Below are 22,359 nucleotides of genomic sequence, written 5' to 3'. Positions count from 1 at the left end.
TGTTGACGCCATGCGCGTTATGCGCAGAATGATGCGATTCGATACGATCGGCTCCTGATCCGGATCGATGCACCATCTTCAAAAGCGAAAAAATTGCGCGAAACGCGCACGGAGGAAACGCGCATGCAGATTCCGATCAAGCGGGCCATCGAGGCGGTGCCCGGCGGCATGATGGTGGTGCCGCTCCTGGCCGGCGCCCTGATCGCCACCTTCTTTCCCGGCACGCCGAAGCTGTTCGGCTCGTTCACCGGCGCGCTCTTCTCCGGCGCCCTGACGATCCTGGCGGTCTTCTACGTCTGCATGGGCGCCAGCATCGACTTCCGCGCGACGCCCTACATCATGAAGAAGGGCGGCACCCTGCTGATCGTGAAGGTCGGCATCGCCATCCTGCTCGGGCTGATCTTCGGGCAGGTCCTCGGCGAGGCGCCCGTGGCGGCCGGCATGTTCGCGGGCCTCTCCACCCTGGCGGTGGTCGCCGCCATGAACGACACCAACGGGGGCCTCTACATGGCGCTGATGGGCCAGTACGGCCGCCCTCGCGACGTCGGGGCCTACACCGTGATGTCCCTGGAGAGCGGGCCGTTCCTCACCATGGTGACCCTCGGGGTCGCCGGACTCTCGGCCTTTCCCTGGCAGACCCTGGTGGGCGCGATCCTGCCGCTCCTCGTCGGCATGATCATCGGCAACCTCGACCGGGAGATGCGCGCCTTCCTCAGCCGGGCGATTCCCGTGATGATCCCGTTCTTCGCCTTCGCCCTCGGGGCCGGCCTCGACCTGAGCAAGGTCTGGCAGGCGGGCCTGCTCGGTCTCGCCATGGGCGTCGCCGTGGTGATCGTCACCGGCATCCCGCTGTTCTTCGCCGACCGGCTCACGGGCGGGACCGGCGTCGCCGGGATCGCGGCGGCCTCGACGGCAGGCAACGCCGCCGCCGTGCCGGCGATCGTCGCCTCGGCCAACCCGGCCTATGCCGACGCCGCTGGGCCGGCGACGATCCTGGTGGCGGCCTGCGTCGTGGTCACGGCGATCCTCGTGCCGATCGCCACCGCCTGGGCCTCCCGGCGCTTCGGCGGCGCGGCCGACGTCGAGACCGAAAGCGAGGCCGGGAGCCCGGAGGTCGCGGCGCCCGCGCCGCCCGTCGCCGGCCGCTGACATGACCGCCGCCGATTCGGCCCGCCGCTGGCTCATCCTGGCCGACGACCTGACGGGGGCGGCCGATTGCGCCATCGCCTTCGGGCGACGCGGCCTCGACGCGGCGGTGACCTGGGGGGACGCCGCGGGCGTCGCCGACCGGGACCTCGCGGTGCTGGCCTACGACGCCGACAGCCGCGGCCTGTCCGGGGAAGCGGCGGCGGCGCGGCACGCCGACCTGCTGGGACGCTGGTTCGAACCGGACCGGGTCCTGTTCAAGAAGATCGATTCGACCCTCCGGGGCCAGCCCGCCGCCGAGACCGCCGCCACCATGGCGGTCCTGGCAGCCCAGACCGGCTCCGCCTTCGGGATCTGCGCCCCGGCCTTCCCGGCCACCGGCCGGACCACGCTGGAGGGCCGGGTCCGGGTGGACGGCCGCCCCCTCGAGGCGGCGGAGGTCTGGCGCCGCGACCACACCTACGCGAGTGCCGATCTCGGGGCCGTCCTCGCCAGCGCGGGGATCCGCAGCGAGACGGTGCCGCTGGCGGCCGTCCGCGGACCCGGCCTCGCCGCCGACCTCGCCCGGATCGCCGCCGCGGGGCCGGCCGTCGCGGTCTGCGACGCCGAGACCGAGGCCGACCTCGGCCGGATCGCGGCGGCGGGCTTGTCCGTGGCGCCGGTCCCGTTCTTCATCGGCAGCGCGGGCCTCGCGCATGCGCTCGCCGGCCTCCCGACGGCGCCGGCGATCCCGCCCCGGTCGCACCCGCCGAGCCGCTTCGGCAGCCTGATCGTGGTCGGCTCGCTGGCGGCCGCCAGCCGCGCGGCCGCCCGCAGGCTTGCCGGATGCGACGGCGTCACCCACCTGCCCGTGGACCCCGAGACGCTGCTCGACGACGGACCGGGCCGGGCCGCCTTCGCCGGCCGCGTCGCCGCCATCCTCGAGGCCGGCGGCGACGCCCTGGTGGAGATCACCACCGCGGGCGAGCCCGACATGGCCCTCGGCCCGCGCCTGGCCCGGGGCCTCGCCGAGGCCCTCGACCCGGTGGCGGGCCGGATCGGGGCCGTGGCGGCCACCGGGGGCGAGACCGCCGCGGCGCTGCTGGCGCGCCTCGGCGTCGACGGCATCCGCCTCGTCGACGAGATCGAGCCGGGGGTCTCCCTCGGCCTGACCCTGGGACGGCTCACCGTGCCGGTCGCCACCAAGGCCGGCGCCTTCGGCGACGCCGACTCCCTCATCCGCATTCGCGCGCGCCTGCGCGTCGCCCGAACCGAAGGACGCTTCTCATGACCGGCCCCAGCTCCACCCGCCCGACCCTGGCGATCACCATGGGCGATCCCGCCGGCATCGGGCCGGAGATCATCATGAAGGCCCTGGCCCATGCCGACGTCCAGGCGACGTGCCGGCCCCTGGTCATCGGCGACGCCGAGCGCCTGCGGCAGGCCGGGCGGATCGTCGGTTCCGGCCTGACGGTCGATTCCCTGTCCGCGGCCGGGGAGGCGGACTTCGACGGCGGCGCGGTGCAGTGCCTCGACCTCAAGGTCGTGCCGGCCGACCTGCCGTTCGGGCAAGTCTCGCCGGTCGCCGGGGAGGCGGCCTATCGCTACATCGAGAAGGCCGTGGCGGTGGTGCAGGCCGGGCAGGCCCAGGGCATCTGCACGGCCCCCCTGTCGAAGGAGGCGCTCCACGCCGCCGGTCACAAGTTCCCCGGCCACACCGAGCTTCTCGCCCATCTCACGGGCACACCGGAGGTCTCGATGATGCTGGTCTCGCCCAAGCTGCGGGTGATCCACGTCACAACCCATATCGGCCTCATCGACGCCATCGCGAAGATCGAGCCCGGCCTCGTCGAGCGCGTCATCGCCCGCGGCCACGCCGTCCTGGTGAAGGCGGGCATCGCCGATCCGAAGATCGGCGTCTGCGCCATCAATCCCCATGCGGGCGAGAACGGCCTGTTCGGGCGCGGCGAGGAGGCGGAGAAGATCACCCCGGCCATCGCGGCCTGCCAGGCGAAGGGCTGGGACGTGCGCGGGCCGCTGCCCGCCGACACGCTGTTCTTCCTGGCCGGGCGCGGCGACTACGACATGGTGGTGGCCATGTACCACGATCAGGGACACGGCCCGATCAAGGTCCTGGGGCTCGAGGCGGGGGTGAACATCACCGTGGGCCTGCCGGTGATTCGCACCTCCGTCGACCACGGCACGGCCTTCGACATCGCCGGCAAGGGGATCGCGGACGAGCGCAGCCTGATCGAGGCCCTGCGCCAGGCGGTCGACCTGGCGCCGAAATCGATCGCCGCCTGACACCGCGTCCCGCCCGCGCCGCGGCCGCCGACCCGGGTGAAACGCCCTGGCCAGCGGCCGCGACCTCGGCCATGACGAGGGACCGAAGCCGGGAGAGCCACGAACCCATGTCGATGCGCAGCCAGGAGCGTCGGGCGTTGCTGCTGGAGGCGCTGAGCGTCGGCGAGATCGACGTCGACGATGTCGCGGCCCGCCTGAAGGTCTCCGCCTCGACGGTCCGGCGCGACCTCCAGCACCTCTCCGCCACCCGGGCGGTACGTCGGACCTATGGCGGGGCGATCCTGACGCGCCACCCGCCCGAGACCACCCTGACCGAGCGGCTCGCGGTGAACGGCGCCGAGAAGCGGGCGATCGCCCGCGCCGCCCTCGACCTCGTGGCGGACGGGGACACGCTGATCCTCGATGCCGGCTCGACGGTGGCGGCCTTCGGCCAGCTCCTCGCCAAGCGGCGGCTGCGGATCATCACCAACAACCTCGCGCTGCTGCCCTTCCTGGCCGAGGCCCCGGAGCTCGACCTCGTCGTGCTCGGGGGGGCCCTGCGGGCCACCAGCATGAGCACCGTCGGCCCCCTCGCCATCGAGGCCCTGCGCCTGATGACGGCGGACCGGGCGATCGTCAGCGCCGACGGCGTCGTGGCCGGGCGCGGCCTGTGCGAGGCGAGCCTCGATCAGGTCGCCCTCAAGTCCCTGATGATGCGCCAGGCGCGCGAGGTGATCGTGCTGGCCAATGCGGGCAAGCTCGGCCGCGCCGAGCAGACCGCCTGGGCCCCCCTTCCGCGCGACTGGACCCTGGTGACGGATTCGGCCGAGCCACGCGAGCAGCTGCGGCGCCTGGCCGAGGCCGGCGCCCGGATCCACGTGGCGACCGACCGGGACGCTTGAGGCGCGCACCGGCTACCGCCGGACCATCCGCCCGGGCTAGGATCGCCCGCTCCTGAGCCGGAGGCCGGACCCGTGCGGCGACGCCTGATGAAGTTCCTCCACACGATGGGCTCGACCGGCCTGCTGGGCGCGATGGCGGCCCTCGTCGTCATGCTCGGCGTGGCGCCGCCGCCGAGCGCCCTCGACGGCTACGCCGCGGCGCGGGCCGCCATGGGGGCGGTTGCCACCTGGATCGTCCTGCCGAGCCTGGCGCTGACCCTGGTCTCCGGCCTGCTGGCCATGACCCTGAACCGCGGCTTCCTCAACGCGGGCTGGGCCTGGCTGAAGCTCGCCACCGGCGTGCTGATGTTCGAGGGCGTGCTCGTCTACGTGCAGGGACCGATGCGCCAGGAGGCGGAGCAGAGCGCCCTGGCGCTGGCGGGACGGGTCGATCCCGCCACCCTGGCGGCCACCCTCGGGCCGGAGCGCAACACGCTCTGGGTGTTGCTGGCGGTGGCCACCGCGAACGTCGTCCTCGGCATCTGGCGGCCGCGCCTCCTGCGCCTGCCCCGCTAGGGGATCGCGGCCGGGCCACGACCCGATCCTGGCGCCCCGCTGGCAAGCGCGTCGGACCGCGCGGCTTCCAAGTGCTCCTCCGAGTGCCCGCCGAGTATCCCGCCGAATGTCCCGCGAAGGCTTTCCCGGAGCCTGTCCTGGTAAAAGCCGCGGTCACGCCAGTCAGAGGACAGCATTGCGATCCGGCACCAGCGATCATCGGCCGGCGAGCCGCGTCGTGATCCGACATCGACCAGGTCAGGACTGGGTCCAAGCCCGTAAACGCGCCCGGCAATGGGTTTAATCCCGAAAAATCGCGACCCGTTGTAGAATTATTCTGCTTGCACGGGTTCGTGGCATACCAAATAATGCAAGTGCGCTGCCCGGCAAGTGAACCACAGGATTCGCCTCAGGCGTGCGGGCCGCATTCCAGCATTCCGACCGGGATATTCAGCACTGACTGCTCGGTCTTAAGCAAAACGAGGAACTCAGCTCATGGCGATGACGGCTGCCGCGCCCCCTATGACGAAACCTTCCGTCAATCGATGGTTGCAACTGATCCTCGGCGTGGCCTGCATGGTCGCGGCCGCGAATATACAATATGCCTGGACACTCTTCGTTCCGGAGATCCAGAAGACCTTCGGCTGGGATCGCGCGGCGATCCAGGTCGCCTTCACGATCTTCGTCGTGGTCCAGACCTGGCTGACCCCGATCGAGGGCTACTTCATCGACAAGTACGGCCCGAGCCGCGTGGTGCTGTTCGGCGGCCTGATGACCGGCCTCGCCTGGGTGATCAACTCCTACGCCACCTCGCTCACCGGCTTCTATGCCGGATCGGTGGCGGGCGGCATCGGCGTCGGCTGCGTCTACGCCACCTGCATCAACAACGCCCTCAAGTGGTTCCCGGACAAGCGCGGCCTCGCGGTCGGCCTCACGGCGGGCGGCTACGGCGCGGGCTCGGCCCTGACGATCATCCCGATCGCCAACATGATCTCGCAGGGCAGCTACGCCCAGGCGTTCTTCATCTTCGGGCTGATCCAGGGCGGCATCATCATGCTGGCGGCCCTCGGCCTGCGCGCGCCGGCCAAGGACGAGGTCATCTTCTCCACCAAGGTGCTGCAGACCCGGCGCGACTACACCCTGCGGGAGGCCCTGCGCACGCCGGTCTTCTGGGTGATGCTGCTGATGTTCACCTGCACGGTGACGGGCGGCCTGATGGCGGTGGCCCAGCTCGGCGTCATCGCGCAGGACCTCGGCGTGAAGGAATTCCAGGTCAACCTGTACTTCTTCGCCATGGCCGCGCTGCCCTTCGCGCTGATGCTCGACCGGATCATGAATGGTATCTCGCGCCCGCTCTTCGGCTACGTCTCCGACCGCATCGGCCGCGAGAAGACGATGTTCATCGCCTTCACCATGGAAGGCCTCGGCATCGTCGCGCTGGGCTACTTCGGCACCAACCCGTGGGCCTTCGTCATCCTCTCGGGCATCGTGTTCCTGGCCTGGGGCGAGGTCTACTCGCTGTTCAGCGCCACCGCCGCCGACACCTTCGGCTCCAAGCACATCGGCAAGATCTACGGCGTGCTCTACTGCGCCAAGGGCTTCGCCGCTTTGTTCGTGCCGGTGGGCAACCTGCTGATGCAGGCGACCGGGACCTGGGCGACGGTGCTCTACACCGTGGCGGTGATGGACCTCATCGCGGCCTTCCTCGCCATCGCCGTGCTGCGGCCGATGCTGAAGCGTCACCACGCCGCGCAGGGCGTCGCCCAGCCGGCCGGGGTTCTGGCCCACGCCTGACCCGGCCCGCGCCCCGGCCCTCGGGCCGGGGCCACTCTCGCGAGCCGGGCCCAGAGCCCGGCTCGAAGCCATCCGCGCTCCCGGCGATCCCCGGCGGTATCAATCAGCCTTCCAACCGGCCAAGGCTTCGAAGAAGGTGACGAGATGGTCCTCTCCGTCCTCCTCGCACTGGTGAGCATCCCCTTCGCGTTCGTCGTGCTGCAGACCGCCGACTTCAATCGCGACGTCTTCACCGTGCTGTACGTGTCCTCTCTCGGCCTGGTCCTCTCGGCCATCCTGCTGGTCGGCGGCTATTACCTGCTGCCCCTGCCGCCGATTCTCCCCGAGCCGGTACATCGCTAGCCGCGGCTTCGGCGTCGCAGGATCGACGGGCAGCGCCTGTCCGTCACCCCGGCCGGCGAGCCCGGCCCCGGCCGCATGACCGCCTTGCGGCCCGTGGCATACCAAGCTCCGTTGTGCAGTGCGATAACGATCCGTCGCACCGCACCCGGGATCCCACGATGCTCTCCCTGTTCGTTCTCGGCCTGGCCGCCGTCGCCATCGGCCCGATGCTGGCCCTGCTGATCGACGAGGAGGCCACGGGATCGTCGGTCGCCGACACGGGCTCCGCCGGCATGTTCGTGACGCTCAACGACAACGCCCTGCAGACGGCCCGTCGCGCCGCCTGATCGCGGCGCGTCCACCCGACGTTTCGACCCGCCCGGCGTCCGTCGCGGCGGGTGTTTTCATGCCGCGCCGTGAGCGGACGGCGTCAGGGGGTTCTGGAGGGCTTGGCCGCGGCGGCGCGGGCCGGCCGGACCGGCTTGGCGGCCGCCGCCGGATCCTCGATCGCGAGGGCGCCGCTCGCATCGTCGAGCACCGGGATCAGGTCGAGGCTGAGGGCCGAGCGCGCGCCGCTCCCGTCCCCGCGCCCCGGGGTCGGCGCCGGGGCGGCGGGGCCCGCGCCGCGCGCGTCGCGGCTCGGAACGGGCTCGGCCCCGGCTCCCGCCGCCGCGACCGGCCCCCTGGCAGGCGCACGGGGGGGCACCGGAGGATCGGCCGCGGCCCGCGCGACCGGCTCGGCGGCCCAGACCCGGGCGACGGCGGGCGCTTCGTCCATGACCGGGGAGGGGGCCTTTACGGTGAAAACCAGCAGGATGGGCAGGCCGAGGCCGGCCACCAGGGCGAGGCCCGCGATCGCCCCCGAGCGCATGCCGCGCAGGATCGGATGCGGCGCGGCCTCGGACACGGAGCGCAGCGGTCCGATCCGGTGCCGGGGCGTGCGGCGCCACCGCCGGTGAGGGGCAGGGCGGCGGGACAGGCCTACGGAAGAGTCCACGCCCATGACACAGCGTTGCGAGACCGGGACATTCCGGCAATCCGAAAGTGTTCGCCTACCGATACCGACAAATCAACATCTTTTATCAGTGAAGCGTCGGCCGGGACCGACGAAACTCTGCGATCGTGCAGATCAGCCCCCTGCCGCCGCTTGGTCGACCAGCCAGACCAGGCGGCCAACACTGCGCAGATGGCGGGCAGGCAGGTCTTCGCCGCGCGCGAGTCGGCGTAAGGGTTCCTGCTTCCCGGCGCCCGTCACGAGGACCAGGGTCTCGCGGGCCGAGGCGAGGGCCGGAAAGGTGAGGGTGATGCGCGGCACGAAGGGGGCGAGCCCCGCCTCCGGCACCGGCGCCGTCCAGGCGTGCCGCTCCGCCAGGGCCGGCTTGCCGGGGAACAGGGAGGCCGTGTGCCCGTCCTCGCCGAGGCCCAGGAGGACGAGGTCGAACAGGGGCCGGGCGGGATCGAGGACGGCAGCGCCGTAGAACGCCCGCAGGGTCTCGGCATAGGCGCGCGCGCCCTCCTCCGGGGTTCCGCCCGTGTCCATCCCGTGCAGGTGGCCCTCCGGGATCGGCGCATCGCCGAAGGCCTCGCGGGCCATGCGGACATTGCTCGCCGCATCCGTCCACGGCACCATCCGGTCGTCGCCGAAGAACCAGTGCAGGCGCTCCCAGGGCAGCCGCGCCCGGTAATCCGGGCCGCTCAGCCGGGCGTAGAGGCGCTTGGGCGTCGCGCCGCCGGAGAGGCAGACCGCGATGGCCGGCCGCGGCGCCGAATCGCAGAGGGCCACGAGGCGTTCGGCGGCGGCCCCCGCCACCGCGTCGGCATCGGGCAGGATCTCGGCGGCCTCGGGCAGGGGGATCATCGGCGCGGGACCTCGGTGGGGGCGGGACGCGTCCGGGGACAGGCCGCCGGACGCGGGGGCGACCGCCGCGGGGTTATTTCGGTTCCTGGTGGCCGCCGAAGCCCTTGCGCATGGCCGAGAGCAGCTTGTCGGCGTAGCTCGCCTCCTCACGGGAGCGGAAGCGCGCGTAGAGGGCGGCCGAGAGCACGTTGGCCGGCACGGATTCCTCGATGGCGGCGTTCAGGGTCCAGCGTCCCTCGCCGGAATCGGCGACGAAGCCGGAGAAGTCCTCCAGGTGCTCGTCCTGGGCCAGGGCCCCGGCGGTGAGGTCGAGGAGCCAGGACGAGACCACGCTGCCGCGGCGCCAGACCTCGGCGATGTCGCCGATGTTCAGCTGGAAGCGCTGGGCCTCGGGCAGGTCCTCGGAATCGGCGTGCCGGAGGATGTCGAAGCCTTCGGCATAGGCCTGCATCAGGCCGTACTCGATGCCGTTATGGACCATCTTGACGAAGTGGCCGGCCCCGCTCGGGCCAGCATGGATGTAGCCGGCCTCCGCCCGCGGGTCGCGGCCCTCGCGGCCGGGGGTCTTCGGGATGGTGCCGAGGCCGGGCGCCAGGGTCCGGAAGATCGGGTCGAGGCGCTCCAGGGCGGCGCTGTCGCCGCCGATCATCATGCAGTAGCCGCGCTCCAGGCCCCAGACGCCCCCGGAGGTGCCGACGTCGACGTAGTGGATGCCGGCGCCCTTCAGCGCGGCGGCGCGGCGGATGTCGTCCTTGTAGAAGGAGTTGCCGCCGTCGATGATGACGTCGTCCCGGGCCATCAGGCCCCCGAGGGTCGTCACCGCGGCCTCGGTGATGGCGCCCGCCGGGAGCATCACCCAGGCGGCGCGGGGCGCGCTCAGCTTGGCGACGAAGTCCTCGAGGCTGTCGGCCCCCGTGGCGCCCTCCGCCACCAGGGCGGCGACCGCCTCCGGGTTCTGGTCGAAGACCACCGCCTGGTGCCCGTCCCGCAGGAGCCGGCGGACGATGTTGCCGCCCATCCGGCCGAGGCCGATCATGCCGAGTTGCATCCGTGTCTCCCGTGCCCGCGAAGAGCCGCCGGACTCGCGTCCGGCCGTCGCACGCTCCCTCGTGCGAAGGGCTATCGCATTTGGCCTGCCAGGGCGAGGCGGCGGTCCGGCCGCCGCCCCTGCGTCCGGCGCGCGGGTCACCCCCTTGCCGGACGCCGTCGCCGCCCTCAGGCGGAGGTCGGCCCGACCCCGGGCTCGGCCAGGACCGGGCTGGTGCCGATCTCGGCCGCCTGCGCCTCGACCACGGCGGCGGCCGTGACGTTGACGATGCCGCGGGCGGTCACCGAGGGCGACAGGATGTGGGCGGGCTTGGCCGGGCCGATGAGCAGGGGCCCGACGGGCAGGGCGTCGGCCAGCACCTTGGCGAACTGGAAGGCGATGTTGGCCGCATCCAGGTTCGGCAGGATCAGCACGTTGGCCGCCCCCTTTAGGCGCGAGGCCGGCATCACCCGGTCGCGGATCAGCTCCGACAGGGCGGAATCGGCCTGCATCTCGCCGTCGACCTCGAGGTCGGACCGGCGCTCGCGGATCAGGCCCAGGGCGGTGCGCATCTTCACCGCCGAGCGCGAATCCGACTGGCCGAAATCCGAGTGGCTGAGGAGCGCGATCTTCGGGGTCAGGCCGAAGCGGCTGACGTGCTCGGCGCAGGCCACGGCCACGTCCGCGATCTCCTCCGCGCTGGGATCCGGCCGCACGTGGGTGTCGGCGAGGAAGTAGGCGCCCTCCTTGGTGACGATCAGGCTCATGGCGGCGAAGTCGAGCACGCCCGGCGCGAGGCCGATCACGTCGCGGATCACCCGCAGGCGGGTCTCGAAGCGGCCCTCGAGGCCGCAGATCAGCGCGTCCGCCTCGCCGCGGCGCACCGCGATGGCGCCGATCACCGTGTTGTTGGTGCGCACCAGGGTGCGGGCGGCGTCCGGCGTGATGCCGCGCCGCCCGGCGGCCTCCAGGTAGGTGGCGACGTAGTCGCGGTAGCGCGGATCGTCCTCGGGATCGATGAGGTCGAAGTCGACGCCCTGCTTGAGGGAGAGGCCGAAGCGCTTGATCCGGGTCTCGATCACCCGGGGCCGGCCGACGAGGATCGGCCGCGCGACCTTGTCCTCGCAGATCGCCTGCGCGGCGCGCAGCACGCGCTCGTCCTCGCCCTCGGTGTAGATGACCCGCTTGGGGTTCTCCTTCGCCTTGGAGAAGATCGGCTTCATGATGAAGCCCGAGCGGTGGACGAAGCGGTCGAGGCTGTCGGTATAGGCCTGGACGTTCTCCAGGGGCCGCCCGGCGACGCCCGAATCCATCGCGGCCTGGGCCACGGCGGGGGCGATGCGCAGGATCAGGCGCGGGTCGAACGGGCTCGGGATCAGCGAGCGCGGGCCGAAGGGCCGGGCCTCGCCGCCATAGGCGCGGGCGACCACGTCGGAGGGCGTCTCGCGGGCCAAAGCCGCGATCGCCTTCACGGCGGCCTGCTTCATCTCCTCGTTGATCGAGGTGGCGCCGACGTCGAGGGCACCCCGGAAGATGTAGGGGAAGCACAGGACGTTGTTGACCTGGTTCGGGAAGTCCGAGCGCCCGGTGCAGATCATCGCGTCCGGGCGCTTCTCCTGCGCGAGGTCCGGCATGATCTCGGGGTAGGGGTTGGCCAGCGCCATGATCAGCGGCTTGTCGGCCATCTTCTCCAGGTATTCGGGCTTCAGCACGCCGCCGGCCGAGAGGCCGATGAAGACGTCGGCGCCGGGGATCACCTCGGCGAGGGTCCGGGCCTGCGTCTCCTGGGCGTAGACGTCCTTCCAGCGGTCCATCAGCTCGGGCCGGCCCTTGTAGACCACGCCCTTGATGTCGGTGACGGTGATGTTCTCGACCCGGGCGCCCAGCGACACCAGGAGGTTGAGGCAGGCCAGAGCGGCCGCACCGGCGCCCGAGGTGACGATGCGGACGTCGCCGAGCTGCTTGCCGGCGAGTTCCAGGCCGTTGAGGACGGCGGCCGCCACGATGATCGCGGTGCCGTGCTGGTCGTCGTGGAAGACCGGGATGTTCATCCGGGCCCGGCACTGCTCCTCAACCTCGAAGCACTCCGGCGCCTTGATGTCCTCGAGGTTGATGCCGCCGAAGGTCGGCTCCAGGGCGCAGACCACGTCGACGAGCTTGCCGACATCGTTCTGGGCCACCTCGATGTCGAACACGTCGATGCCGGCGAACTTCTTGAACAGGACGGCCTTGCCCTCCATCACCGGCTTGGAGGCGAGCGGCCCGATATCGCCGAGGCCGAGCACGGCCGTGCCGTTGGTGAGCACCGCGACGAGGTTCTGGCGGATGGTGAGGGTGGCGGCCTCCTGCGGATCCTCGTGGATCGCCATGCAGGCGGCGGCGACGCCGGGCGAGTAGGCGAGCGCCAGGTCGCGCTGGTTGCCGAGGGGCTTGGTCGCCTGGATCTCCAGTTTCCCGGGCCGCGGCAGTCGGTGATAGACGAGCGCTCCCGACTTGAGATCGTCGGACATATTGTCGCCCATGGTCGTCCTCCTGAGGATTGCGCGCTGCCCCGGCGTCGGAGCGCGTCTCCCATCATCGGCGGGATCTTCGCTGGGGGCTCCTGTTGCACCGGCTGCCGGATGGGCGCAACCCGCGCGCGGAGACCCGGATCGACCGTGCCCGCCCGCCCTCCGGGCCGGTTTTCCCTTCGGCACAAACTCCTACGGCGGGGCATTCCTGTCGCGTCCGGACTGGGGTCCGACGCTGACGATCGGCGCATTTTGTTCCATCGTGCCGGGGATTGCGTTCCTGGCCGCCCCCGCGGCGGGGGTGGCGGGCGGCCCGGCGTTGCGGCCCCGCGCCGAATCCCGTACCCGCATGCGCTCCTGCTCCGCATGACCTGAACCGATCCAAGGCCCGCGACGATGTCCGACACGCCCCCCGACCGCCTCGCTGTGAATCCCAACAGCCCGTACTACGACGAGAAGATCCTCGAGCGCGGCATCGGCATCCGCTTCAAGGGCGTCGAGAAGACCAATGTCGAGGAATACTGCGTCAGCGAGGGCTGGGTCCGCCTCTCGGCCGGCAAGACCCTGGACCGCGCCGGCAATCCGATGACGGTGAAGCTGAAGGGCCCCGTGGAGCCGTATTTTCGCGATGACGCGCCGGCCGAGGGCTGACGCGTCCTTCGGCGGGACCGGCGTCGGCCCCCGGTAGGGCTGGATCTCGGTGCCGCGGATGTTGTCCGCTTCCCGGCCGTGCAGGATTGTCGCGAGCGCGGCCCGGTCGCCGGCCAGAAGCGGCTCGCTCACGCTCCGGACCATCCGGCGGCGTTTCGCGCCCGTGCCGCATCCAGGTCGCCGCGAGCGATGTGGAAGATCAGGCAGGCTTCCGGCCCTTGCCGCACCTTGCGATCGGTGCCGTCGGTGCAGACCGCCCAGAATGCCGACGGAGCATCGATCGCTCGAAGCCGGGGAAGTGCACCCATTGCGATGACCGGGAGCAGGTTCTCGATCGTCGCCGGGTCCGACCAGTCCCATTCGGCCACGCGGGACGATGCAGGTAGCCGGAACAGCCGATGCTCGTCAGCAGATCGGCACCGGGCATGAAGCTCTGCAACATCGTCCTTTGCGGCGTACAGACGTCCTCGTGCGAACTGCGGTCGATCAGGACGCGCAGGGCCACGTGGCGGCCCGGACGAAGCCCGAGATAGGGGACCCGATCTGCTTCAGGTCGTCATCCTGCGCTGCCAGGGGCCCGAAAACCTGCTCGATCTGCCTGGCGTTCGTCATCGGGTCGGCCTTCTTTCATTCCCGATGATGCGCTGGATGCCAGGGAAATCGAAGGCCACCATCCGTGCGATCCGGGTCGCACGCAGCACTGCGAAGCCGCTCTCGCCGGCCCGCGTCCGGGGCAGATCGGGATCGTACGCCCGGGAGAGGAGAGGCCCGACGCGGAGCCGTCCGCGTTCGACTCTCAGGGCCGCGAGGTCACAGGGGCGTGTCGCGCGTTCCGCGCTCTGACGACCTGACAGGGATACAGGCGTGGGAGGTGGGCGTGGGACGCGGGCGGAGCTCCGGAGAGATCGAGCGACCGGCCCACTTCTCTCATGGAACCCCAAATATCTATCAATAAAAGCCTGTTCTAGCCCTATATTCAGGCCTGGGATGGTCCGTTCGCACCCGTTTCGCGCTCCCGCTTCGCTCGCTCGCCGGCGAAATTCCGCACCGCCACGGCCACCGCCTCCGCCAGCGCCGCCTCGGAGGTCGGGTCGCGCAGGACGAGGCTGGTGATGGCGTCGGGGTGGTTCTTGCGCTGCTTTGCCGTGCGGGCGTGATTCGAGACCCGCAGGGCGAAGGCGCAGGCCTCGGGCTTGAGGTAGACGCTGTCGCCCCGGGTGTTGCGGGCCACCACCGCGAAGCCCTGCGCCGCGAGGCGTTCGACGGCGCGGGCCAGGGCCTCGGCGGGCCGGAGGACGACGGTCATGCGCGCGGAGTCCCGCCGGCCCGAAGGCACGCGGCCGCCCCCGTGCGGGGAGGGCCCGGGCGCGGCCGCCTCAGACGCCCTTCTCGGGCAGGTTGAGGCGGATGTGGAGCTCGCGCAGCTGCTTCGGCGTGGCCTCGGCGGGGGCGCCCATCATCAGGTCCTCGGCGCGCTGGTTCATGGGGAACAGCACGACCTCGCGCAGGTTCTGCTCGCCGCAGAGCAGCATGACGATGCGGTCGATGCCCGGCGCGATGCCGCCGTGCGGCGGGGCGCCGAGCTTCAGGGCGTTGAGCATGCCGCCGAACTTCTCCTCCAGCACCTCGACGCCGTAGCCGGCGATGCCGAAGGCCTTCTCCATCACGTCGGGGCGATGGTTGCGGATCGCGCCCGAGGACAGCTCGGTGCCGTTGCAGACGATGTCGTACTGGAACGCCTTGATGTTCAGGATCGTCTCGGCATCCGCCGGGTCGAGGGCGAGGAACGCCTCCCGGTCGAAGTTCGGCATCGAGAACGGGTTGTGCGAGAAGTCGATCCGCTTCTCGTCCTCGTTCCACTCGTACATCGGGAAGTCGGTGATCCAGCAGAACGCGTACTGGTCCTTGTCGGACAGGCCGAGCTCGTCGCCGATGCGGATGCGGGCCTTGCCGGCGAGCGCCGCCGCCTTGGCCTCGGTCCCGGCGGAGAAGAACACCGCGTCGCCGGCCTTCGTGCCGGTCTTCTGCGCAATCAGGGCCTGGACCTCCGCCGGGATGAACTTGGCGATCGGACCCTTGCCGGTGAGCATGCCGCCATCGTCCTCGAAGATGATGTAGCCGAGCCCCGGCGCGCCCTCGGCGCGAGCGAAGTCGTTGAGCTTGTCGAAGAACGAGCGGGACTGGGTCGCCGCCCCCGTGGCGGGGATGGCCCGGACCACGCCGCCGGACGCGATCACGCCCTTGAAGGCCTTGAAGGCGACGTCCTCGCGGGCGAACTCCGCCGTCACGTCGGCGATGATCAGCGGGTTGCGCAGGTCCGGCTTGTCGACGCCGTACTTCAGCATCGCCTCGGCATAGGGGATGCGCGGGAAGGTGCCGGTGACGCGCTTGCCCTCGGCGAATTCCTCGAAGACCGAGCGCAGGACCGGCTCCACCGCCTGGAACACGTCCTCCTGCGTGACGAAGCTCATCTCGATGTCGAGCTGGTAGAACTCGCCCGGCGAGCGGTCGGCGCGGGCATCCTCGTCGCGGAAGCAGGGCGCGATCTGGAAGTAGCGGTCGAAGCCCGCGATCATCGTCAGCTGCTTGAACTGCTGCGGGGCCTGCGGCAGCGCGTAGAACTTGCCCGGGTGGACGCGGGACGGAACGAGGTAGTCGCGCGCGCCTTCCGGCGAGGAGGCGGTGAGGATCGGGGTCTGGAACTCGAAGAAGCCGCCGTCCCGCATGCGCCGGCGCAGGCTGTCGATGATCGCGCCGCGCTTCATGATGTTGGCGTGCAGCTTCTCGCGCCGCAGGTCGAGGAAGCGGTACTTGAGGCGCGTCTCCTCCGGGTAGTCGAGGTCGCCGAAGACCGGCATCGGCAGCTCGCCCGCCGGGCCGAGCACCTCGAGGTCGTCGATGTAGACCTCCAGCGCGCCGGTGGGCAGGTCCGGGTTCTCGGTGCCGGCGGGGCGGGTGCGGACCCGGCCGTCGATGCGGATGACCCATTCCGAGCGCGCCGCGTTGGCGGCCTGGAAGGCCTTCGAATCCGAATCCACCACGCACTGGGTCAGGCCGTAATGGTCGCGCAGGTCGATGAACAGCACGCCGCCATGGTCGCGGATGCGGTGGCACCAGCCGGAGAGGCGGACGCTCTCGCCGACGTCGGACGGCCGGAGCGCCCCGCAGGTATGGGTCCGGTAACGGTGCATGACGGGCTGCTGCATAACGGGCTGACGGATCACGGGCTTTGGGGATTGAGCGGCGCACCATTCACGCGGGGGAGGTGAAGTCAAGGCGACGGGGGTGCGGGGGCGAGGCCGGACGCCCGCCCGAAGTCTGTCCGAGGTCCGCCGGAACGCGACGGAAATGGCCCCGAAACTCTTCCGGAATCGCCCGGCGATTCCCATATTAGTCCCATGAATTCCAACGCTTTTTTCGATATTCTGCGGCAGGCCGCGGCGGAGGCGTCCGAGCCGGCCCGCGCCCCCGCCCCCGCGGCGCGCGAGGGGCAGGAGGGCCGATGGCGCGTCCTGCCCCTCGAGGGCACCTTCGAGATCGTCTACGAGGATTCGCGCGGGGCCTGGAGCACCCGGCGGGTCGAGGCGCGCGAGCTGAAGCTCGGGCCGGGCCGGACGCTGCTGGGCGGCATCGACCGGGGACGTGGCGGCTACCGCGGCTTTCGCGCCGACCGCATCCGTCGGCTCACCGACCCGGCCAGCGCCACGCGGATCGAGGCCGGCATCCTCGACTGGCTCCTCGCCCGGGCCGAGACGCAGCGCCGGGAGCGCGCGGCCCAGATCCGGGCCCTGGCGTCCCGCCGGCGCGGGGCGAGCAGGTCGGATACGCCGCGCGACGCCGCCGCCTGACCGTCCTCGGGCGCGCGAATTCTGGTGACCGGGTCCGGCGTCCCTCGCCTGAGGCGAGAACCTTCGGTATAGCCGATTCTATGGATCTGATCGCCACCACTGCGGCCCTGGCCGAGGCCTGCACCCGCCTGTCCGCCCATCCCTTCGTGACCGTCGACACGGAGTTCATGCGCGAGACGACCTACTATCCCAAGCTCTGCCTCATCCAGATGGCGGCGCCCGACGGGACGGGCGTGCTCGTCGATCCCCTCTCCCCCGACCTCGACCTGGCGCCGTTCTTCGCCCTGATGGCCGACGAGGGCGTGGTGAAGGTGTTTCATTCCGCCCGCCAGGACCTGGAGATCATCTGGCTCCTCGGGGGCCTGCTGCCGCAGCCGTTCTTCGACACCCAGGTCGCCGCCATGGTCTGCGGCTACGGCGACTCGGTCTCCTACGAGCAGCTCGTCAACGACGTGGCCAAGGCCAAGATCGACAAGTCCTCGCGCTTCACCGACTGGTCGCGCCGGCCGCTCTCGGACGCCCAGCTCAGCTACGCCCTCTCGGACGTCACCCACCTGGTGAAGGTCTACGAGGTGCTGGCCGGCAAGCTCCTCTCCACCGATCGCGGCGAGTGGCTCGACGAGGAGATGAGCGTGCTCACCTCGCCGGAAACCTACCGGGCCGATCCGGCCTCCGCCTGGCGCCGCCTGGCGGGGCGGATGCGCAAGCCCCGCGAGATCGCGGTGCTGATGGAGGTCGCCGCCTGGCGCGAGCGCGAGGCCCAGAACCGCAACGTGCCGCGCGGGCGCATCCTCAAGGACGAGGCGGTGATCGACGTGGCGACCTCCGCCCCGCGCAGCGTCGAGGCGCTGGGTCGCCTGCGCTCGATCCCCGCCGGCTTCGAGCGCTCGCGCACGGGCACCGACATCCTGGCGGCGGTGGAGCGGGGCTTCACCCGCGACCTCTCGGACATCGCGCTGCCCGAGCGCACCCGCAGCCGGGGCGGCAACGGGGCGCTGGTCGAGCTGCTCAAGGTCCTGCTGAAGGCCGTGTGCGAGACCGAGGGCGTCGCCCCGAAGATCATCGCCACCGTGGACGACCTCGAGGCCATCGCGGAGGACGACGCGGCCGACGTGCCCGTGCTGCACGGCTGGCGCCGAGCGCTGTTCGGCGAGAAGGCCCTGGCCCTCAAGAGCGGCCGCCTCGCCCTCTCGGCCGAGCGCGGCCGGGTGGTGGTGCGCGACCTGGCGTGAGTCAGTCCGGCGTGAGTCAGTCCGGCGTGAGTCAGTCCGGCATGAGACCCTCCGGCGCGACGCCCCGCGGCGGAGGCCCGGTCGGGCGGCCGCCGTGGAGCTGAAGTGGCTGGAGGATTTCCTCAGCCTCGCCCAGACCCGCAGCTTCTCCCGCTCGGCGGAAGCCCGCCACGTCACCCAATCGGCCTTCAGCCGGCGCATCCGGGCCCTGGAGCTCTGGCTCGGCGTGGCCCTCGTCGACCGCAGCACCTACCCCACCACCCTGACCCCTGAGGGTCGCCGCTTCCGCGACACCGCCGAGGAGAGCGTGCGGGTGCTCCTCGGCGCCCGGGCCGACCTGCGCGCCGGCCTCGACGCCGCCGAGCCCCTGGTGCGGATCGCCGGCCTGCACACCCTGGCCCTGACGTTCTTCCCGGCTTGGTTCCGGACCCTCGCCGCGCGCACCGGACCGGTGGCGACGCGGCTCCTGCCGGACGACTTCCACGACTGCCTGCAGGCCCTGGTGGAGGGCGGCGCGGACTTCCTCCTGACCTTCCATCATCCGGGCGTGCCGATCCCCCTCGACCCGGCGCTCTATCCCCACCGGGTGGTCGGGGCCGACGCGCTGGTTCCGGTGCGGAGCCCGGACCTCGCCGCCGGGGCGGAGGGCCGGCCGCTGCCGCGCCTCGACTACGGACGGGATTCCTTCCTCGGCCGCGTCAGCGCGCTCGCGCAGGCCGAGCTCGGCCTGCCGCCGGGGCCGGTGGTCCACGCCAACCCGATGGCCGAGGCCCTGAAATGCATGGCCCTCGAGGGACACGGCCTCGCCTTCGTGCCGCGCAGCCTCGTCACCCGGGAACTCGCCGAGGGCCGCCTCGTCGCCAGCGGGCCCGCGATGCCCCTGGAGATCCGCCTCTATCGCAACGGCGCCCCGACCCACGGCCCCCGGGCGCGAGCCGCCGTGGCGGCGATCTGGGCCGCGGCCGAGGCGGGGCCGTCCGGACCCGCATGACGCCAGAGGCGGGTTCCTTCGGACCCGCATGACCCCAGGGGCGGGTTCGTCAGAACCCGCACGACTCAAGGAGCGGGTTAGTCCGAACCCGCATGGGCCGTTCCGACACGGCATTGGCCTCCGCGCCGGTCCTCGCGCATCCCGTCAGCGGAACGCGCGACGGGGATCAGGATGATGGCGGGGAACGAGGTGCTGGGCGCGCCCCTGTTGGGTATCCTTGGCGGCATGGGGCCGATGGCGACGGTGGATTTCCTGCGGAAGCTCGTGGAGGCGACGCCGGCCGCCCGCGACCAGGACCATCTCGCCGTGATGGTGGCCCAGGCCGCCGACATTCCCGACCGGACCCGGGCGATCCTGGGGCAGGGGCCCGACCCGCTCCCGGCGATGACCCTGGCCCTGCGCCGCCTCGAGGCGGCCGGCGCCACCCGCCTCGCGATCCCCTGCAACACCGCCCACCATTGGCACGGCGCGCTCCAGGCGCTGACGCCCGTCCCGATCCTGCATATCGTCGACGCGGTGGCGGCGGCGCTCGCCCGCCGGGGCCTCGCGGGCGGACCGGTGGGGCTGCTCGCCACCGACGGCACCCTCCGGTCCGGGCTCTATCCCCGACATCTCGGCCGCCACGGCTTCACCTGCCGCGTGCCCGCGGACCAGGCGGCGGTGATGCGGGCGGTCCGCCTGGTCAAGGCGGGGCAGGAGGCGCAGGCGCGGCCCCTGCTGGAGGCCGCGGCCGCGGCGCTGGTGGCGCAGGGGTGCCGGCAGGTGGTGATGGCCTGCACCGAGATCCCCCTCGCCCTGACCGATCCGGCCGGGCCGCCGAGCGCGGTCCTGCTCGACGCGACCGACGCCCTGGCGCGGGCCTGCGTGGCGGCCGCCGCGCCGGCCCGCCAAGCGGCGTGATCCTGCTGCCCGGCGCGCCTGCCGCGATGCCGCGGCCTCAATTCGCCTTGGCGTTCACCTCGAGGCGATCGAACAACGCGGCCGGGGTCGGGGCGGCGCTGAATTCCAGCATGCCGATGCCGGCGGCGTTCTTCGGCCGCAGGCTCACCGAGAGGCTGCCGGGCTTGGTCACGAACTGGCCCATCGCGGCGCCGATCGCCTTGGCGCCCACCGAGTTGCCGAGGATCGCGGGCACGCCGAACACGCTCGCGGTGACGTATTCCTGCTTCAGCTCCTCGGGCTTGAGGCTGAGCACCTTCGACTGCGCGGCGATGAAGCGGTCGAACAGGCCGGTATTCTCGACCGTGAGGTCGAGGGCCTTGGCGGTGGCCGACAGCATGGCGAAGCTCGACACCGCCACGTCCGGGTTGAAGACCTCCGGGCCGATGCCGCCGATCATGCCCTTGATGCGCAGGCTGCCCATGTCCTTGCCGGAGACCGAGACCTCGCCGAGCTTGAGCTCGCGGGCGGTCTCGTCCCAGGAGGTGTCGGCCACCAGGGCGAGGTCGAGGTCGTTGTAGCCGTAGAGGCCGAGGGAGCCGAGGCCCGGCACCCCCGCCACCGCCGAGGCCGGCAGGGTGAGGCCCGACAGGCTGAGGCGCCCGGCCGTCGGCACCCCGTCGCGCGGGGGCGCGAAGTTCATCGAGCCGTCGCGCAGGCCGACATGAAGGCCGACCTGGGTCGGGGCGGGCGCCGTCCTGTCGGCCAATGCCTTGTCGGTCAGCATCTTCTCGGCCGGGTCGCGGGGCGCCTTCGCCTCGGGCGGCAGGTCGAGGCTGAGATCCTTCAGGGCCAGGGTGCCGAGGGCCGGGGTCAGCAGGCGCAGCTCGGCATCCGAGGGCGGCGTGGTCAGGGCAGCGAGCTTGCGCAGGGCCGCGACCGTCGGGCCGAGGGAAAAGCCGTCGAGGGAGAGCCGGGCGAGGCGCGCCTTGGCGCCGTCGACGCCCGCGAAGCTGATGTCTTCCAGGAGGAGGCCTGCGCCGGTCAGCCCGAGGCGGGCGATGCCGAGGCTGAAGGCGTCCCGGGGCTTGGCCTCCTGGACGCTGAGGCCGGTGGCCTCCAGGGAGCCGACGGAAACGGCCTCGGCGAGGTCGGCCCCGAGGCTCATCAGGCGCGTGCGCTCGGGCGGGGCCAGCCGCTCGTAGTCGACGGCCGTGAAGGCCTGGATCGCCCCCGTCCAGGTCGCCGGGATCTGGCGGCCGCTGAGGTCGCGCCCCTCGATCCGGGCGATCTTCACGGCGGTGCCGCGGGCATCCACGTAGGCGACGTCGTCGACCGCGAAGGTGGCGTAGATCCGCTGCAGGGCGCTCTTGCCGTCGCCCGGCTCGCCGTAGAGGCGGGCGAGCACGGTCATGTCGAGATCGGTCGCCTGCATCCGGCCATAGGTACCGGTGCCCTTCTGGGGGCCGCCCTCCAGGAGGATCGAGGCCCCGGCGGCGGTGACCTCGGCGGCGCGCCCGGCCCGAACGTCGCGGGCCACCACGTCGCGGTAGGTGACCACCGGCGTCGCTCCGGCGGTGCCGGTGCGCTCCACCCGCAATTCGGGCATCGCCAGGCTCGCGGCGTCGAGGCGCACGAGGCGGGAGGCCCAGGATTCGCCCGGGCCGGGCTTGAGCAGGGCGGTGAGTTCGTCCTTCGAGAGACGGGTGCCGCTGGCGGTGAGGCGCGGGGCCTTCAGCACCGTGTCGCCGAAGGTCAGGGTCACGTCCTGTAGGGTGACGTCCTGGACCGCCGAGGCGGCCTCCTGGGCCTGCGCCGCACCGGGCTGCACGGCGCCCCCCGCGCCGAGGAGGACGAGGACACAGGCCGAGGCACCGGTCGCCCACGCGAGGAGGGGGCGGCCTTTCGAGCAGGTCATGGGCTTATCCGGATCGCTGGCGAAGAGGCGCTTTCAGGGGAAAGGCCCGGAGGCGTCGGGGAGAGGGCCCATCCGTGCCGCAGTTTCACGCGGGAGGCAATCGCGGGGGCGGGCCCCCGCGGGGGCCGCGCCGCATTCACAGCGAGAACGAGGTTCCGCAGCCACAGGAGGCGGTGGCCTGGGGGTTCTCGATCTTGAAGGATTGCCCGATCAGGTCGTTCACGAAGTCGATGGTCGAGCCGCTCATGTATTCCAGCGACATCGGGTCGACCAGGACGGTGGCGCCGTCGCGCTCGATCGCGACGTCGTCGTCGGCCCGGGCCCGCGCGATGTCGAAGGCGTAGGAGAAGCCCGAGCAGCCGCCGCCGTTCACGCTGATCCGCAGGGAGGCGCCGGGCGGCTCGGCGCCCATGATCTCGTTGATGCGCTTGGCGGCGCGGGGCGTCAGGGTGATGTCGGCCATCGGGGTATTCTCGCGGGGTGCTC

At 71.7% G+C, this 22,359-nt stretch carries 22 protein-coding genes; 13 read left to right on the top strand and 9 right to left on the bottom strand.

From position 1 onward, the window contains the following. Positions 1–123 precede the first annotated feature (123 nt). The 8 genes from AC0IY1_RS13460 (at position 124) to AC0IY1_RS13425 (ending at position 7,306) form a co-directional block, all read left to right on the top strand. Entirely contained in the window at positions 124–1,149 is a 1,026-nt protein-coding gene (locus AC0IY1_RS13460; RefSeq protein WP_055950900.1) for a 2-keto-3-deoxygluconate permease, read from the top strand. 1 nt (position 1,150) lies between these two features. Then, a complete protein-coding gene (locus tag AC0IY1_RS13455; RefSeq protein WP_471770137.1) occupies positions 1,151–2,416 on the top strand; it encodes a four-carbon acid sugar kinase family protein in 1,266 nt (421 codons plus the stop codon). After that, on the top strand, positions 2,413–3,429 hold the full coding sequence (gene pdxA / locus AC0IY1_RS13450) for a 4-hydroxythreonine-4-phosphate dehydrogenase PdxA (RefSeq protein ID WP_055950905.1): 1,017 nt from the start codon (positions 2,413–2,415) through the stop codon (positions 3,427–3,429). The genes AC0IY1_RS13455 and pdxA overlap by 4 nt, the downstream gene beginning before the upstream one ends. Before the next feature lie 107 nt (positions 3,430–3,536). Further along, positions 3,537–4,310: a DeoR/GlpR family DNA-binding transcription regulator gene (locus AC0IY1_RS13445; RefSeq protein WP_055950907.1), complete on the top strand. Its 774-nt coding sequence runs from the start codon at positions 3,537–3,539 to the stop codon at positions 4,308–4,310. A gap of 87 nt (positions 4,311–4,397) precedes the next feature. Further along, positions 4,398–4,865: a hypothetical protein gene (locus AC0IY1_RS13440; RefSeq protein WP_055950908.1), complete on the top strand. Its 468-nt coding sequence runs from the start codon at positions 4,398–4,400 to the stop codon at positions 4,863–4,865. 480 nt (positions 4,866–5,345) lie between these two features. Then, on the top strand, positions 5,346–6,638 hold the full coding sequence (oxlT, locus tag AC0IY1_RS13435) for an oxalate/formate MFS antiporter (RefSeq protein WP_471770230.1): 1,293 nt from the start codon (positions 5,346–5,348) through the stop codon (positions 6,636–6,638). A 144-nt stretch (positions 6,639–6,782) separates the two neighbouring features. Beyond that, positions 6,783–6,980 carry a hypothetical protein gene (locus AC0IY1_RS13430; RefSeq protein WP_471770135.1) on the top strand — a complete coding sequence of 66 codons (198 nt, stop codon included), beginning with the start codon at positions 6,783–6,785 and terminating at the stop codon, positions 6,978–6,980. A 158-nt stretch (positions 6,981–7,138) separates the two neighbouring features. Further along, complete coding sequence (locus AC0IY1_RS13425) at positions 7,139–7,306, top strand: hypothetical protein (RefSeq protein WP_471770132.1); 168 nt, start codon at positions 7,139–7,141, stop codon at positions 7,304–7,306. 83 nt (positions 7,307–7,389) lie between these two features. On the opposite strand, the gene AC0IY1_RS13420 is transcribed toward AC0IY1_RS13425, so the two are convergent. The 4 genes from AC0IY1_RS13420 to AC0IY1_RS13405 all read right to left on the bottom strand — a co-directional run bounded on the left by AC0IY1_RS13420 (position 7,390) and on the right by AC0IY1_RS13405 (position 12,366). Further along, a complete protein-coding gene (locus AC0IY1_RS13420) occupies positions 7,390–7,866 on the bottom strand; it encodes a hypothetical protein (protein WP_471770131.1) in 477 nt (158 codons plus the stop codon). 222 nt (positions 7,867–8,088) lie between these two features. Further along, entirely contained in the window at positions 8,089–8,817 is a 729-nt protein-coding gene (pgl, locus tag AC0IY1_RS13415) for a 6-phosphogluconolactonase (RefSeq protein WP_471770129.1), read from the bottom strand. Between the two features lie 73 nt (positions 8,818–8,890). Further along, complete coding sequence (gnd, locus tag AC0IY1_RS13410) at positions 8,891–9,865, bottom strand: phosphogluconate dehydrogenase (NAD(+)-dependent, decarboxylating) (protein WP_471770127.1); 975 nt, start codon at positions 9,863–9,865, stop codon at positions 8,891–8,893. A 167-nt stretch (positions 9,866–10,032) separates the two neighbouring features. Further along, positions 10,033–12,366: an NADP-dependent malic enzyme gene (locus AC0IY1_RS13405; RefSeq protein WP_055950919.1), complete on the bottom strand. Its 2,334-nt coding sequence runs from the start codon at positions 12,364–12,366 to the stop codon at positions 10,033–10,035. 384 nt (positions 12,367–12,750) lie between these two features. On the opposite strand from AC0IY1_RS13405, the gene AC0IY1_RS13400 reads away from it, so the two are divergent. Then, positions 12,751–13,005 carry a DUF3297 family protein gene (locus AC0IY1_RS13400; RefSeq protein ID WP_055950921.1) on the top strand — a complete coding sequence of 85 codons (255 nt, stop codon included), beginning with the start codon at positions 12,751–12,753 and terminating at the stop codon, positions 13,003–13,005. 128 nt (positions 13,006–13,133) lie between these two features. Here AC0IY1_RS13400 and AC0IY1_RS13395 read toward each other — a convergent pair whose 3' ends face one another. The 3 genes from AC0IY1_RS13395 to aspS form a co-directional block, all read right to left on the bottom strand. Further along, positions 13,134–13,373 carry a hypothetical protein gene (locus tag AC0IY1_RS13395; RefSeq protein ID WP_471770124.1) on the bottom strand — a complete coding sequence of 80 codons (240 nt, stop codon included), beginning with the start codon at positions 13,371–13,373 and terminating at the stop codon, positions 13,134–13,136. Between the two features lie 608 nt (positions 13,374–13,981). Further along, positions 13,982–14,311: a hypothetical protein gene (locus AC0IY1_RS13390; protein WP_471770122.1), complete on the bottom strand. Its 330-nt coding sequence runs from the start codon at positions 14,309–14,311 to the stop codon at positions 13,982–13,984. Between the two features lie 70 nt (positions 14,312–14,381). After that, positions 14,382–16,196: an aspartate--tRNA ligase gene (gene aspS / locus AC0IY1_RS13385; protein WP_471770229.1), complete on the bottom strand. Its 1,815-nt coding sequence runs from the start codon at positions 16,194–16,196 to the stop codon at positions 14,382–14,384. Between the two features lie 207 nt (positions 16,197–16,403). Here aspS and AC0IY1_RS13380 point away from each other — a divergent pair, with 207 nt between their 5' ends. From AC0IY1_RS13380 to cuyB, 4 genes are all read left to right on the top strand, one after another. After that, complete coding sequence (locus AC0IY1_RS13380; RefSeq protein ID WP_471770120.1) at positions 16,404–16,853, top strand: hypothetical protein; 450 nt, start codon at positions 16,404–16,406, stop codon at positions 16,851–16,853. A gap of 80 nt (positions 16,854–16,933) precedes the next feature. After that, positions 16,934–18,085, top strand: a complete 1,152-nt coding sequence (gene rnd / locus AC0IY1_RS13375) for a ribonuclease D (RefSeq protein ID WP_055950928.1) — start codon at positions 16,934–16,936, stop codon at positions 18,083–18,085. A 94-nt stretch (positions 18,086–18,179) separates the two neighbouring features. Then, a complete protein-coding gene (locus tag AC0IY1_RS13370; RefSeq protein ID WP_055950930.1) occupies positions 18,180–19,076 on the top strand; it encodes a LysR family transcriptional regulator in 897 nt (298 codons plus the stop codon). A gap of 171 nt (positions 19,077–19,247) precedes the next feature. Next, complete coding sequence (gene cuyB, locus AC0IY1_RS13365) at positions 19,248–19,976, top strand: cysteate racemase (RefSeq protein ID WP_471770118.1); 729 nt, start codon at positions 19,248–19,250, stop codon at positions 19,974–19,976. Positions 19,977–20,013: 37 nt separating this feature from the next. Here the strand turns inward: cuyB and AC0IY1_RS13360 are convergent, their stop codons facing one another. Continuing rightward, the gene (locus AC0IY1_RS13360; protein WP_471770116.1) at positions 20,014–21,873 is read right to left on the bottom strand and encodes a hypothetical protein; all 1,860 of its coding nucleotides are present in this window, start codon (positions 21,871–21,873) and stop codon (positions 20,014–20,016) included. Positions 21,874–22,009: 136 nt separating this feature from the next. Continuing rightward, on the bottom strand, positions 22,010–22,336 hold the full coding sequence (gene erpA, locus AC0IY1_RS13355; protein WP_471770114.1) for an iron-sulfur cluster insertion protein ErpA: 327 nt from the start codon (positions 22,334–22,336) through the stop codon (positions 22,010–22,012). Positions 22,337–22,359 lie beyond the last annotated feature (23 nt).

Source organism: Methylobacterium sp. AC690 (assembly GCF_979256535.1).
Note: the sequence above shows the minus strand (reverse complement) of the source record. Positions and strands in the feature narration are given on the sequence as shown.